Annotated in this window: 14 protein-coding genes; 5 read left to right on the top strand and 9 right to left on the bottom strand. The window is 63.6% G+C overall.

Translation table 11 applies throughout. From position 1 onward, the window contains the following. Positions 1–71: 71 nt before the first annotated feature. A complete protein-coding gene (gene egtB, locus AC5ZG1_RS18015) occupies positions 72–1325 on the bottom strand; it encodes an ergothioneine biosynthesis protein EgtB (RefSeq protein WP_130226220.1) in 1254 nt (417 codons plus the stop codon). 302 nt (positions 1326–1627) lie between these two features. Between egtB and grxD the strand changes: the two genes are divergently transcribed. The 3 genes from grxD to AC5ZG1_RS18000 are packed head-to-tail and all read left to right on the top strand — an operon-like array spanning position 1628 to position 3838. Beyond that, on the top strand, positions 1628–1960 hold the full coding sequence (grxD, locus tag AC5ZG1_RS18010; protein WP_028166390.1) for a Grx4 family monothiol glutaredoxin: 333 nt from the start codon (positions 1628–1630) through the stop codon (positions 1958–1960). A 5-nt stretch (positions 1961–1965) separates the two neighbouring features. Then, a complete protein-coding gene (locus AC5ZG1_RS18005) occupies positions 1966–2511 on the top strand; it encodes an O-acetyl-ADP-ribose deacetylase (RefSeq protein WP_496133642.1) in 546 nt (181 codons plus the stop codon). Between the two features lie 43 nt (positions 2512–2554). Then, complete coding sequence (locus AC5ZG1_RS18000) at positions 2555–3838, top strand: serine hydrolase domain-containing protein (RefSeq protein WP_496133641.1); 1284 nt, start codon at positions 2555–2557, stop codon at positions 3836–3838. A gap of 255 nt (positions 3839–4093) precedes the next feature. Here the strand turns inward: AC5ZG1_RS18000 and AC5ZG1_RS17995 are convergent, their stop codons facing one another. From AC5ZG1_RS17995 to AC5ZG1_RS17970, 6 genes are all read right to left on the bottom strand, one after another. Further along, entirely contained in the window at positions 4094–5161 is a 1068-nt protein-coding gene (locus AC5ZG1_RS17995; protein ID WP_496133640.1) for a threonine aldolase family protein, read from the bottom strand. Positions 5162–5217: 56 nt separating this feature from the next. Further along, positions 5218–5406 (bottom strand): type II toxin-antitoxin system RelE/ParE family toxin, encoded by a 189-nt coding sequence (locus tag AC5ZG1_RS17990; RefSeq protein ID WP_349645080.1) that lies wholly within the window; start codon positions 5404–5406, stop codon positions 5218–5220. 84 nt (positions 5407–5490) lie between these two features. Continuing rightward, positions 5491–5718, bottom strand: coding sequence for a hypothetical protein (locus tag AC5ZG1_RS17985; protein WP_130226224.1), 228 nt, complete (start codon positions 5716–5718; stop codon positions 5491–5493). Positions 5719–5803: 85 nt separating this feature from the next. Further along, complete coding sequence (gene rpsD / locus AC5ZG1_RS17980; protein ID WP_130226225.1) at positions 5804–6421, bottom strand: 30S ribosomal protein S4; 618 nt, start codon at positions 6419–6421, stop codon at positions 5804–5806. Positions 6422–6632: 211 nt separating this feature from the next. After that, on the bottom strand, positions 6633–7406 hold the full coding sequence (locus AC5ZG1_RS17975; protein ID WP_496133639.1) for an acyltransferase: 774 nt from the start codon (positions 7404–7406) through the stop codon (positions 6633–6635). Positions 7407–7571: 165 nt separating this feature from the next. Continuing rightward, positions 7572–8396: an HpcH/HpaI aldolase family protein gene (locus tag AC5ZG1_RS17970; RefSeq protein WP_496133638.1), complete on the bottom strand. Its 825-nt coding sequence runs from the start codon at positions 8394–8396 to the stop codon at positions 7572–7574. Positions 8397–8515: 119 nt separating this feature from the next. On the opposite strand from AC5ZG1_RS17970, the gene bla reads away from it, so the two are divergent. Beyond that, positions 8516–9373, top strand: coding sequence for a class A beta-lactamase (gene bla, locus AC5ZG1_RS17965; protein ID WP_496133637.1), 858 nt, complete (start codon positions 8516–8518; stop codon positions 9371–9373). A gap of 18 nt (positions 9374–9391) precedes the next feature. Here the strand turns inward: bla and murI are convergent, their stop codons facing one another. Further along, the gene (gene murI, locus AC5ZG1_RS17960; protein ID WP_456644450.1) at positions 9392–10177 is read right to left on the bottom strand and encodes a glutamate racemase; all 786 of its coding nucleotides are present in this window, start codon (positions 10175–10177) and stop codon (positions 9392–9394) included. A 198-nt stretch (positions 10178–10375) separates the two neighbouring features. Between murI and AC5ZG1_RS17955 the strand changes: the two genes are divergently transcribed. Then, a complete protein-coding gene (locus AC5ZG1_RS17955; protein WP_496133636.1) occupies positions 10376–10927 on the top strand; it encodes a cytochrome b in 552 nt (183 codons plus the stop codon). Between the two features lie 15 nt (positions 10928–10942). Here the strand turns inward: AC5ZG1_RS17955 and purB are convergent, their stop codons facing one another. Then, positions 10943–12250, bottom strand: a complete 1308-nt coding sequence (purB, locus tag AC5ZG1_RS17950; protein ID WP_496133635.1) for an adenylosuccinate lyase — start codon at positions 12248–12250, stop codon at positions 10943–10945. Between the last annotated feature and the right edge of the window lie 164 nt (positions 12251–12414).

The raw sequence follows: 12414 nt of genomic DNA, 5'->3' as shown, positions 1-12414 counted from the left end.
TTTGGTTGTTTTTGCGCATGATTTTTTCGGAAAACCGGTATGTGCTTTTCCGGATCATGCTTGAGGACCGATCAGGCGTAATGGGCGAGACGTAGTCCCGTGAATTGCCAGCGGTGGTGCGGATAAAAGAAGTTGCGGTAGGTGATACGGCTGTGACCGTTCGGAGTTGCAAGCGAGGAGCCGCGCAGCACCAATTGATTGACCATGAACTTGCCGTTGTACTCGCCGAGCGCGCCCTCGATCGCCCGATAGCCGGGATAGGGTGAATAGGAGGAGCGGGTCCACTGCCAGACGATGCCGAAGGCGTCGTTGAGCTGCCCGGCGCGCGCGGCGACCTCCCATTCCATCTCGGTCGGCAGGTGTTTTCCGGCCCAGCGGGCGAAGGCGTCGGCCTCGTAATAACTGACGTGGGAGACCGGAGCTGCCGGATCGATCGGCTGCAGTCCGCCCAAGGTCATGATCTGCCATTGGCCGTCGACGTTGCGCCAGTGGCCGGGCGCGTCCCAGCCTTCCTTTTCGACGGTTGCAAAACCGTCCATCAGCCACAGCGTCGCTGTCGAATAGCCGCCGTCCTTGATGAAGGCGAGCCACTCCGCGTTGGTCACGAGATTCCGCGCCAATTTGACCGGGCCGACCAGGGCGCGATGCGCCGGCTTTTCATTGTCGAAATGAAAGCTGTCGCCCGCATGCCCGATGGTGTGGATGCCCTCGTTCAGCGTCACCCATTCCTCGCCGCTGCGGTTAGAGGCCGGGAAGCGCCAGGCCGGATCGTATGCCGGTGGGATCGGGTTCTGCGCGAAGGCATGCAGGATGTCGGTCCACATCAGTTCCTGATGCTGCTGTTCGTGATTGAGTCCGACCTCGACCAACGGGACCAGCTTGGCCAGCTTCTCCTCACCCGCAGCCTTGAAGAATTTCACCACAGCATCGTCGACATAGCGGCGATAGGCGGTGACTTCATCGGCACTTGGCCGGGTCAGATGACCGCGCTGGGCGCGGGCATGGCGAGGGCCGGCGCTGACATAATAGGAATTGAAGAGATAGGCATAATCGGGATGGAAAGGCTTGTAGCCGTGCTGGTGCTCGCCGAGCAGAAACTGCTCGAAGAACCAGGTGGTATGGGCGCGGTGCCACTTTGCCGGGCTCGCGTCCGGCATGGACTGGATCAGTTGGTCCTCCGCGGACAGGGGAGCGGCCCGGCGTTCGGTTTCATCCCGCACCGCGAGAAACGCCTCCACCAGACCCCGGGACAGGGGACCGGAATCAGAAGCGCGTGATGGGGAAGGGGTGGCAAGGGTGGCGGCAGCGGATGCTGGTTTCGTCACGGGTGTCTCCGAATGCTGGAGAGAACGTTGCTCTGCCAAACTGGTTCCCTACGGACAGTCCGTCCTAGATAGGGGCTCCCGTTCGGGAAAAAAGCCTCCCGGGGCCATGATATTAGTGTCGTCAGACTATGGACCCGGAGCCCGGCCGCCGTTCGAAAAGGGCCTCATGCATGCCAGCTCACCGCCATTTTGCTTTGGATGCACAACGGTTTGGGCTACATATATAGCTAGTCGCGGGGTAAGCGGGTCGAGCCGGCCCACCAGCAATGCCGCAAGGGGCGGAGCCCCAAAGGGAAACGAAAATGAGCATCGAACAATTCATCGACAACGAAGTGAAGTCGAACGACGTCGTGCTGTTCATGAAGGGCACGCCGCAATTTCCGCAGTGCGGTTTCTCCGGCCAGGTGGTGCAGATCCTCGACCACATCGGCGTGGGCTATAAGGGCTTGAACGTGCTGGAGTCCGCCGAGCTGCGCGACGGCATCAAGGTCTATTCGAACTGGCCGACCATTCCCCAGCTCTACGTGAAGGGCGAGTTCGTCGGCGGCTGCGACATCATCCGCGAGATGTTCCAGGCCGGCGAGCTGCAGCAGCTTTTCGCCGACAAGGGCGTTCCGGTCGGCGCCGCCGCCTGAGCCTGATGGCGCGCCAATTCGGCAACGCGTGCCTCGAAGTCATCGTTGCCGACATTACAACGTTACGCGTTGACGCCATCGTCAACGCGGCCAATTCGTCCCTCCTGGGTGGAGGCGGTGTCGATGGAGCGATCCATCGCGCCGCCGGACCCGAATTGCTCGCCGAGTGCCGCTCCTTGCGCGGCTGTGCGACCGGCGACGCCAAGATCACACATGGTTATCGGCTTCCCGCCCGGCATGTGATCCACGCCGTTGGCCCGGTCTGGCACGGCGGCGGCCAAGGCGAGGATGGATTGCTCGCCTCCTGCTATCGCCGCGCGCTCGAGCTCTGTCAGGCGAACGGGCTTGCCACATTGGCGTTTCCGGCCATTTCGACTGGTGTCTATCGCTTCCCCGCCGACCGTGCCGCCGGGATTTCGGTTGGGGCGGTCGCGGAGGGACTTAGCTATGCGCCGGCGGTCAACCGGGTGATCTTCTGCTGCTTCTCCGAGGCCAGCGCCCGGCCGCATGAGCAGGCTTTGGCCGGTCTTGACGGCCCTTGTGCTGGTTGACGCGCCGCCGCTACACTCCCTGCCGAATTCGGGAGGGGTCCAAATGAATTCAGTTAAATTGCTGCGCCTGCTGGTGACAGGCGCGCTGATGCTCGTGGCATGGCCTGCCGCTGCTGCGGAAGGAACCTTCGATATTCCTGCAGGCGCGCATTTCAACCAGGGCAAGCTTGCGAAGATCGGGGCGTTCTTCGACAACGAGGTGGCGACCGGAAAAATCCCGGGCGCGATCGTCCTGATCCAGCAGCATGGCAAGCCGGTCTATCACCAGTCCTTCGGCGTGCAGGACGTGGCGAGCAAGGCGCCGATCACCGACAAGACGATCTTCCGCCTGTTTTCGATGACGAAGGCGATCACCGCCGTCGTCTCGGTGCAGCTCCTTCAAGAGGGCAAGTTCAAGCTGGATGATCCGGTTGCGAAATACATCCCGTCCTTCGCTAATGTGAAAGTCGGCGTCGAGAAGAAGAACGAGGACGGCAGCAAGACGCTCGAACTGGTGCCGCCGGACCGGCCGATGACCGTGCTCGACCTGATGCGCCACACCTCCGGCATCACCTATGGCTTCTATGGCGATAGCCTGGTGCGCAAGGCCTATGCATCCTCCAATCTCTATGCCGGCGATTTCGATCTTGCCGAATTCGCCGAGCGGATCGCCAAGCTGCCGCTGCACAATCAGCCGGGCGCGCTCTGGCAATACGGCCACTCCACCGATGTGCTGGCGCGCATCATGGAGATCGTGTCCGGCAAGCCGCTGCTCGCGATCGAGCGCGAGAAGCTGCTCGATCCGCTCGGCATGAACGACACCCGCTTCCTCGTCACCGATCCGGAGAAGCAGAAGCTGCTGGCGCTCCCGATGCCGAACGACAGCGATTTCCGGGTCGGCCGCATCAACGATCCGACCGTTGTCAAGAAAATGGAGTTTGCCAGCGGCGGCATGGTCTCGACCATGGCGGATTTCTCCCGGTTTGCGCAGATGCTGCTCAATGGCGGCACCTTCGATGGCCGGACCTATCTGACCCCCGAGGCATTCAAGCAGCTGACGACCGATCAGGTCGGTCCCGGCTCGGGAGTGGGGCGGGACTACTTCTATTTTCCCGGCGATGGCTTTGGCTTCGGGCTCGGGCTCGCGGTTCGGACCGATCCTGGCAACGCAAAGCCGCCACCACCGGGCTCGCTGGGCGAACTGAAATGGGACGGCGCCAGCGGTTGCTACTTCGTGATCGACCGCAAGCAGGATATGTTGTTCGTGCTCCTGGAGCAGACGCCGACCGAGCGGCAACGCATCCAGCGGACGCTGAAGCAGCTCGTCTATGAAGCGATGGAGAACTGAAGCTTTTCGCGCCGCCTCGTTCTCGTGGCGGCGCTCGCGGTCCCCGAAGGCGACATGTTCGCTGTTTTTATGGTGCAGACGCCCTCGCCGTGGGGGCGGATTCAGTTGCAGTTGAAGGCGCTGATCTATCGGGCAATGGGGCGGTGAAGAAGAACGCCGTCATTGCGAGCGAAGCGAAGCAATCCATTTTTCTGCACGCGGAGGCATGGATTGCTTCGTCGCTTGCGCTCCTCGCAATGACGCGGGATCATCTGTCTATGCTCCACGCACGATTTCCCGCACCAAGCTGACCGTTTCTTCGATCATGCCGGCCGTCACGTCGAGATGTGTGCAGGCCCTGATGCGACCGTCCATCATCGCGAGCAGGACGCCGCGTCTGCCTAGTTCGGCGACCATGTTGTCGCCGGAGACGCCCGCACCATCGGGCTTGAAGAAGACGAGATTGGTTTCCGGCTGTTGCACCTCAATGCCCGCGATCTGCGACAGCCCGCGCGCCAGCGCCCTGGCATTGGCGTGATCGTCGGCGAGGCGTTCGACGTGATGGTCGAGCGCGTAGATGCAGGCGGCGGCGCAGATGCCGGCCTGGCGCATGGAGCCGCCAAGGCGCTGCTTCCACCGCCAGACTTCGTCGATGAAATCGCGGCTGCCTGCGATGACGCCGCCGACCGGCGCGCCAAGCCCTTTCGAGAAATCGATCCAGGCGGAATCCCAGCCCGCGGCCATGTCGCGCGCGGAAATGCCGGTGGCGATCGTAGCATTGAGCAGCCGTGCGCCGTCCATGTGGGTGGCCATCCCGTGGGCCTTCGCGATACCGACGATCTTGTCGAGATCGGCCTTCTTCCAGATCGTGCCGCCGCCGATATTGGCGGTCTGCTCGACGCTGACCAGCACCTGCGGCGGCTGGTAGCGCGAACGCGGATGCAGCGCCGCGCGGAACGTCTCCGGCGCGAACTGTCCGTCGTCGCCGGGCAAAGGCGTGATCTGGAAGCCGCCGAGCGCGGCATGCGCGCCGCCTTCACGGGCGATGATATGGGCGGTAGCATGCGCCAGGATTTCATCGCCGGGCCGGCAGTAAGCGAGCGTTGCGGCGACGTTGCACATCGTGCCCGAGGGCATGAACACCGCAGCCTCCTTGCCGAGCAGGTCGGCAACGCGCTCGCAGAGCAGATTCACGTTCGGATCGTCGCCGATCTGCTCATCGCCGACCTCAGCCCGCGCCATCGCCTCGCGCATCGCCGGCGTGGGACGTGTTTGGGTGTCGGATAAAAGATTGATGCGAACGGGCGGAGCCTTGGGATCGCGCGGGGCAGGGGTGTAGGACATGGCTTTCCTCATTGCTCCTTGACGTCGTCGTGCCAGCAAAATGCAGTGCGAATCATTCAGCCGATCGGTCGCCGGGCGGCGTGCCGAAACCGCATAATGATAATTTCGGTCGCGGTCACCCGATAATCAATCAGATAAGGATGTGGGTTCACCGGAAGGCGACGGACGTTAGGACGGCTTGTTGCACGGCCTGCGTAGGGATGCTCTCGCAACAATGCCACGAGCGCCGCGATCCGGTCGAACATGAACCGCGCCTTGAAGTGATCGTGCTTCAACGTATGTGAGGACTTGATCGATCTGCGCAAGCGCACGACGCGTGTAGCGGATATTCACAGCCCGTGCTTCGCCCACATGGCCCGTACTTCTTCGGCGGAGGCGAGATCGCCGCGTGCGATCTCGGCATCAGCTTCCGCGAGATCGGCTTCTTCCTCGGGTGTCAACTGAAGAGGCGGCTGATCGACGCCCGCGAGCTGCAGCATGACGCGCGCGAGTTCGTCCTGCTCTGCATCAGGCAAGTTGGCAACGGTACTAAACGCTTCTTCGAGTAACCGGGTCATAGCTGGAACTATAACACCAATTTGGCGCCCAAACAAAAAGGCCCCGGCGAACCGGGGCCTTTGATATCTGTAAATCTGTGTCCGATCAGCGCGAATAGAATTCGACGATCAGATGCGGCTCCATCTGCACCGGGAACGGCACGTCGGACAGGCCGGGAATGCGGATGAACTTCGCGGTCATCTTGCCGTGATCGACCTCGATGAAGTCGGGCACGTCGCGCTCGGGAAGCTGCGAGGCTTCCAGCACGGTCACGAGCTGCTTGGAAGCTTCCTTGACCTCGATCACGTCGCCGAGCTTGAGGCGGTAGCTGCCGATGTTGACGCGGCGGCCGTTCACCTTGACGTGGCCGTGGTTGATGAACTGGCGGGCGGCGAACATCGTGGGCACGAACTTGGCGCGGTACACGACGGTGTCGAGACGGCGCTCGAGCAGGCCGATCAGGTTCTCACCGGTGTCGCCCTTCAGGCGGCCGGCTTCGACGTAGATGCCATGGAACTGGCGCTCGGAAATATTGGCGTAATAACCTTTAAGCTTCTGCTTGGCGCGGAGCTGCACGCCGAAGTCGGAGAGCTTGCCCTTGCGGCGCTGGCCGTGCTGGCCGGGGCCGTATTCGCGGCGGTTCACAGGGCTCTTCGGGCGGCCCCAGATATTCTGGCCCATGCGGCGATCGATCTTGTATTTCGCCTCACTGCGCTTTGTCATCGCGGTCCTCTTCAGGTCAAAGTTGGGTTTGAGGAGACGCGCCCTCCTGTGCAGCCTGCCATGTGGCCGGTGCCGACAGGTCCGCCTCGAAAGCTCGAGGACGAACCACGGGTCGCGAAACGCTTCGCGGGCCGAAACCGGCCCGCGAGCAGGGGGCTTTTAGGGGAAAGATGGCGGTCCTGTCAACGAAAGAGGGGGCTTTTTAGTGCTGTCACGTCGCTATTGCCGGGACCGCTCGGTCGGTTTGCTGCCGATTCACCCGCAGTTCCGCTGCTATTTCGGTGTTCAGGACCTGTTCCAGCCGGCACAGCGTCCGGGCGACCAGGGCGGCGTCAGTAATCCGATGGTCCCAGCGCAGCACCACGCTGATCGTCCCGTCCTCCTCCACCCCATAGCTGAGGATGAACGGCCCCGGTGTGACGGCGTGCAGTTCCCCGGGTCCGATGGCCGCCACCGACGTCACGGAAAAACTGCCGAAGTAATTGGCGCGCTGGCGTCCGGAATTCAGCCCGATCCACCAGAGCAGGCGGCGCAGCGGCAACGGCAGCCCGGTCGCCCTCAGCGCCTTCCTGAACGCCGCCACGTCCTCGACCGGCGCCTCCTTGGCGTGGTGGATCAGGGCGTCGATCTCGGCGAGCGGCTTGATTTCGGGGGTGCCGATCTTTTGCGGCAGCACGCAGTCCTCGCCGTCCACGACACGGGCGATCGCGACAGTGGCGGCGCTGCGTGGCAGCTCGTAGAAGCCGGGCCACGGCCATTTGACGTAGAGCGTCCGCAAGGCCGGCTCGTCCTTCGCAACCAGGGCAAAGGCCTTCACGAAGATCGCCGCCCAGCCGGACGGACAGGCCGCCTCCGCGCGAGCTTCCACCAGGTCCCGGATGTTGAGGAGGCGCGTGAGCGACACGAAGGGGATGTCGAGCGATGCCCGCATCAGGTCGGCAATGAAACAGCGCGGGATAGAGATTTTTCGGGCCGTTCCGCGCATCACTCCGCCGGAGATTCCAGATTCAATAAAAGGCTGGCGAGCCGGACTATGCGCTCGCCAGCCCTGAACCGAGCATGAACCAACGGCCGTCCAGCACATAGCCGGTTTCGGCACCAGGATGGGTGTGGCGTCCCGCCGCACCGCCCGCGTGGCGGGAGCAGCACCCTAGCGCCTGATTCCCGCAAAACCTGCCGCAATGCCGCGCTGGAGCAGGGACCAGTCGAAGCCGAGCGCGAGGGCCACGTAGCCGCGCTCGATCATCGCGTTGGCCTGGTCGGCGGTGCGAGCGACCCCGCCGATCGGCACGCCGCTCCTCAGGATACCTTCCTCGGCGCGCTGCATCAGCGCCACCACTTCGGGATCGTCGGGAAGGCCGCGCTTGTTGATGGAGGTAGCGAGGTCGCCGGGCCCGATCACGGCGATGTCGATGCCGGGAGTGGCCATGATCTCGTCGATCCGTTCGACCGCTTCGACATGCTCGATCGTGATCATGCAGATCATGTCGTCATCGACAGTGGCCATGTAGTCCGCCATCGAGACGCCCCAGCGGAACGGCGCGTGGAACGGCCCCCACAGCCGGTCACCCCTGGGTGGATAACGCACGCTGCGCGCGGCCTTCTCGGCCTCGGCGCGGCTGCAGATCATCGGGAAGTTGATGCCGAGTGCGCCGAGGTCCATCGGCGCCTTGGCGAGCCAGGGCTCGTTGGCGGCAATGCGCGCCATCGGCACGCAGGGGGTGCCGGAGGTTGCCACGATCATCGCATGCGCGGTGCCAAGGTCGATCGGGCCGTGCTCGAGGTCGACGATGATCCAGTCGAGCGACTGCGCCATGATCTGCACGGTCTGGATGCTCGGGATGGTGGCGATCGCGCCGAAGGTCGGGCGCCGCTCTCGCCATTGCTGTCGCAGCCGGTTGAGGGGAGTTGGCGTAGGTGAGGACAAAGCGGGTCTCCACAGTCTGTGTTGAGGGCGCGCTGGTCGATCGCCCATATCATAAAGACAAAATCTGCACGCATCGAGTGCTCGACCCCTCATCTTGGCGCTATGTCTCGTTGGCGGACGCGGCGACGGATGCCCACCCGAAGAAGCTTAAATTCGAAGGACGCCCAATGATTTTCACCAGACGCTCGCTGCTGGCCACTCTGTCGTGTCTGGCGATCTCGCCCGTGCGAGCGCAGGAGCAGCCGTCCCTGTTTGAAGCCTATGAGCGCGAGACCGGTGGGCGAATCGGCCTCTATGCCGAGGATGTCGCCACAGGTGCCAAGGTCACTTGGCGAAGCGGCGAGCGCTTCGTCATGTGCAGCACGTTCAAGGCCTCGCTTGCCGCGTGCGTGCTGGCCCGCATCGATCGCGGCAAAGACCAGCTTGAGAACGTGGTGCGATACCGTGCCGCCGATCTTCTCCACCATGCACCGGCGGCAAGGCAGAACCTCTCGAGCGGAGCGATGTCGGTCGCCGATATGTGCAAGGCTGTGGTCGAGCTCAGCGACAACACCTGCGCCAATCTGCTGCTGGCGCGGATCGGCGGTCCCGCCGCGCTCACTGCTTTTTGGCGCGATACGGGCGATACCGTCTCGCGCCTCGATCACTATGAACTCGAGCTCAATCGCTCTCCGCCCGGCGATCCGCATGACACGACCACGCCTGCAGCCATGGCCGGCAATCTGCGCCATTTCGTGCTTGGCGAGGTGCTATCTTCGGCGTCGCGCCAACGCCTCACGGGCTGGATGCTGAACTGCAAGACCGGAAACAACCGCCTTCGCGGTGGTTTGCCGAAGGACTGGAAGATCGGCGACAAGACGGGCAACAACGGCAAGGATGCTGCCGGCGACATCGCGGTGGTTTGGCCGAGGAAAGGTGGACCGGTGCTAATCTCGGCGTATACGCAGGGCGGCTCGCCGACCGCTCAGCAGCTCGAAGCCGTTTTCGCGGCGATCGGCCAAATGAGCGGCCGGCGCTTTGGCTAGCCAAACGGGTATGCGGCCTCAGGCCGGGACCCGGCCGCCGAAAAACGGCATCAACGCCCGGCTCAGCGTGTGCGGGCGGTTGGACGTGAACAGCATTTCGGCGCCGGCGTCGTCCCTGCTGTCGCCGGGCGGTCCGAGCAAATCGGAAACCCGTCGCGCGATGGCGGGCGCCGGGTCGATCCAGGCGACCGGCCATGGTGCGAGCTTCACCAGACGATCCAGCAGCAAGGGATAATGCGTGCAGGCGAGCACCACGGTATCGGTGCGGGTAGCGCCGTCGACAAAGCAGGGCGCCAGTTCAGCGGCGATATCGGTGTCGCTGACTTCCTCACCGCTCAGCGCCGCTTCCGCCAGCGAAGCGAGCTCGCCCGAGCCGACCAGCGTCACCTCGCAGCCCTGCCCGAAATCGTGGATCAGCTTTTTCGTATATTCGCGCTTGACGGTGCCCTTGGTGCCCAGCACGGACACGCGTTTGGTCTTCGAGCTGGCGCAGGCCGGCTTGATCGCTGGAACGGTTCCGACGAACGGCAGGTCGTAGGCGTCCCGCAGGTGTGACATGACGAGCGTCGAAGCGGTATTGCAGGCGATCACGACCAGATCGGGTGTGTGCCGCCGGATCAATTCGCCGACCAGCGGCACCACGCGCGCGATGATGTCTTCCTCGCCATGGTGGCCGTAGGGGAAGAAGGCGTCGTCGGCGACATAGACGTAACGTGCGTCGGGCCGGGCGCGCACGATCTCGCGCAACACCGTCAGCCCGCCAAGGCCGGAATCGAATACCAGGATGGTTGGGGGTGCCGCCACGGTTCAACGTTGTCCCATTTCAGCGTTACGATTCAGTTGATTTGAGGGCACTGCCGGCCCTTGCGGATCGGTCGCGGTGCAGGGTGGAGTTTTTGGAACGATTCAAATCGCCTTGATCTGACCGGAGGGTTATCAGGACGCGCTGCAGCGCGGCAAGGGCCCGGCGGCAACGAACTCGAAGCCGATGGGGCCGGGCGCATGATCCGAAACACGACATCGAGCTGGGGCAGCGTTGCGCGCGGATTCCACTGGGCGCTGGCGGCGGCGATTATCGGCATGATCGCTTTCGGCTGGTGGATGAACCATATCCCCGCTCGGCCGGACCGCTTCTTCTATCGCTCGATCCATGCCGATATCGGCTATGTCGTGCTGCTCCTGACCCTGCTCCGGCTGGTCTGGCGCGGCGTCAATCCGACGCCGGCCTTGCCGGAGGATACCTCGCGCTGGCACCGGATCGCCGCCCGGGTCAGCCATTTGGCACTCTATGCCGTCACCATCCTGGTGGCGGTGCTGGGCTGGGCGCACTCGGGCGCCCGGACACCCAACTATTCGGACTGGTTCGGGCTGTTTCACGTGCCCCAGATCACCTCGCCTGACCGCGCCGCGGCGCAGGCCTATGAGAACAGGCACATCTACTTCGCCTATGTGCTGCTAGCGCTGATCGGAATTCACATCGTGGCCGTAGCCTGGCATCACTTCATGCGCCGCGACCGCGTCGCCGCCCGCATGGTCGACGGCGCGCCGGGTTAAGGGCTGTGGCCGGGGTTAGACTTCCCCAAATACGCGCTTGAAGATCGTGTCGACGTGCTTGAGGTGATAGCCGAGGTCGAACTGCTCCTCGATCTCAGCGTCGCTTAGATACTTCCTCACGTCCGGATCTTTCTTCAGCAGCGTCAGGAAATCGCCTTCGCCGCGCCAGACCGGCATGGCGTTGCGCTGCACGAATTTGTAGGCGTCCTCGCGGCTCGCGCCCTTTTGCGTCAGCGCGATCAGAACCCGCTGCGAATGTACGAGACCGCCGAGGCGGTCGAGGTTCTTCTGCATGTTTTGCGGATAGACCAGGAGCTTCTCGACCAGGCCGGCGAGGCGCACCAGCGCGAAGTCGAGCGTCACGGTGGCGTCCGGGCCCATCATGCGCTCAGCGGAGGAATGCGAGATGTCGCGCTCGTGCCAGAGCACGACGTTCTCGAGTGCGGGCACGGCATAGGCGCGCACCATCCGCGACAGGCCGGAGAGGTTCTCCGACAGCACCGGGTTGCGCTTGTGCGGCATCGCCGACGAACCCTTTTGCCCTTCGGAGAAGAACTCTTCGGCTTCCAGCACCTCGGTGCGCTGCAGGTGACGGATTTCGACTGCGAGGCGCTCGATCGAGGCGGCGATCACGGCCAGCGTCGCGAAATACATCGCATGGCGGTCGCGCGGGATCACCTGGGTCGAGATCGGCTCCGGCTCGAGCCCCATGGCCTTGGCGACATGCTCTTCGACGCGCGGGTCGATTTGCGCAAAGGTGCCGACCGCGCCCGAGATCGCGCAGGTCGCGACTTCCTTGCGGGCGGCGACGAGCCGCGCCCGGGCCCGGGAGAATTCTGCATAGGCGTAGGCGAGCTTGAGGCCGAAGGTCACCGGTTCGGCGTGAATGCCGTGAGAGCGGCCGATGGTCGGCGTCATCTTGTGCTCGAAGGCGCGCTTCTTCAGCGCGGCCAAAACCTTGTCGATGTCGGCGAGCAGGAGGTCCGCGGCGCGGGTGAGCTGCACGTTGAGGCAGGTGTCGAGCACGTCGGAGGAGGTCATGCCCTGATGCACGAAGCGTGCCTCGGGGCCGACGATTTCAGCCAGATGGGTCAGGAAGGCGATGACGTCGTGCTTGGTCTCCCGCTCGATCTCGTCGATCCGTGCGACGTCGAAGGTCGCGTGCTTGCCCTTGGCCCAGATCGTCTTCGCCGCCTCCTTGGGAATGACGCCGAGTTCCGCCAGCGCATCAGCCGCATGCGCCTCGATCTCAAACCAGATCTTGAAGCGGGTCTGCGGCTCCCAGATCGCGGCCATCTCCGGGCGGGTGTAGCGGGGGATCATCGAAAACTCCGGGAAAGTGTAGGGCGGGATCGCTAAGCGACTCCCAGCCGGTTTGTTTTTACGCCGTGCTTTAGCAGAGCGGGCTCGGAGAGGCCACCCATACGGGCTTGCTGCAGATAGAAAATGGGGCTGCGTCCCAAGGCGGTGGCGCGACTGTCGGGGCG

This window comes from Bradyrhizobium sp. Leo78, assembly GCF_059512425.1.
Note: the sequence above shows the minus strand (reverse complement) of the source record. Positions and strands in the feature narration are given on the sequence as shown.

Excerpts from the sequence above, each read along its gene's own strand:
- grxD (WP_028166390.1), top strand. The coding sequence starts at position 1,628 with ATGAGCATCGAACAATTCATCGACAACGAAGTGAAGTCGAACGACGTC.
- AC5ZG1_RS18005 (WP_496133642.1), top strand. The coding sequence starts at position 1,966 with ATGGCGCGCCAATTCGGCAACGCGTGCCTCGAAGTCATCGTTGCCGAC.
- AC5ZG1_RS18000 (WP_496133641.1), top strand. The coding sequence starts at position 2,555 with ATGAATTCAGTTAAATTGCTGCGCCTGCTGGTGACAGGCGCGCTGATG.
- AC5ZG1_RS17995 (WP_496133640.1), bottom strand. The coding sequence starts at position 5,161 with ATGTCCTACACCCCTGCCCCGCGCGATCCCAAGGCTCCGCCCGTTCGC.
- AC5ZG1_RS17990 (WP_349645080.1), bottom strand. The coding sequence starts at position 5,406 with ATGTTCGACCGGATCGCGGCGCTCGTGGCATTGTTGCGAGAGCATCCC.
- AC5ZG1_RS17985 (WP_130226224.1), bottom strand. The coding sequence starts at position 5,718 with ATGACCCGGTTACTCGAAGAAGCGTTTAGTACCGTTGCCAACTTGCCT.
- rpsD (WP_130226225.1), bottom strand. The coding sequence starts at position 6,421 with ATGACAAAGCGCAGTGAGGCGAAATACAAGATCGATCGCCGCATGGGC.
- AC5ZG1_RS17975 (WP_496133639.1), bottom strand. The coding sequence starts at position 7,406 with ATGCGCGGAACGGCCCGAAAAATCTCTATCCCGCGCTGTTTCATTGCC.
- AC5ZG1_RS17970 (WP_496133638.1), bottom strand. The coding sequence starts at position 8,396 with ATGGGCGATCGACCAGCGCGCCCTCAACACAGACTGTGGAGACCCGCT.
- bla (WP_496133637.1), top strand. The coding sequence starts at position 8,516 with ATGATTTTCACCAGACGCTCGCTGCTGGCCACTCTGTCGTGTCTGGCG.
- AC5ZG1_RS17955 (WP_496133636.1), top strand. The coding sequence starts at position 10,376 with ATGATCCGAAACACGACATCGAGCTGGGGCAGCGTTGCGCGCGGATTC.
- purB (WP_496133635.1), bottom strand. The coding sequence starts at position 12,250 with ATGATCCCCCGCTACACCCGCCCGGAGATGGCCGCGATCTGGGAGCCG.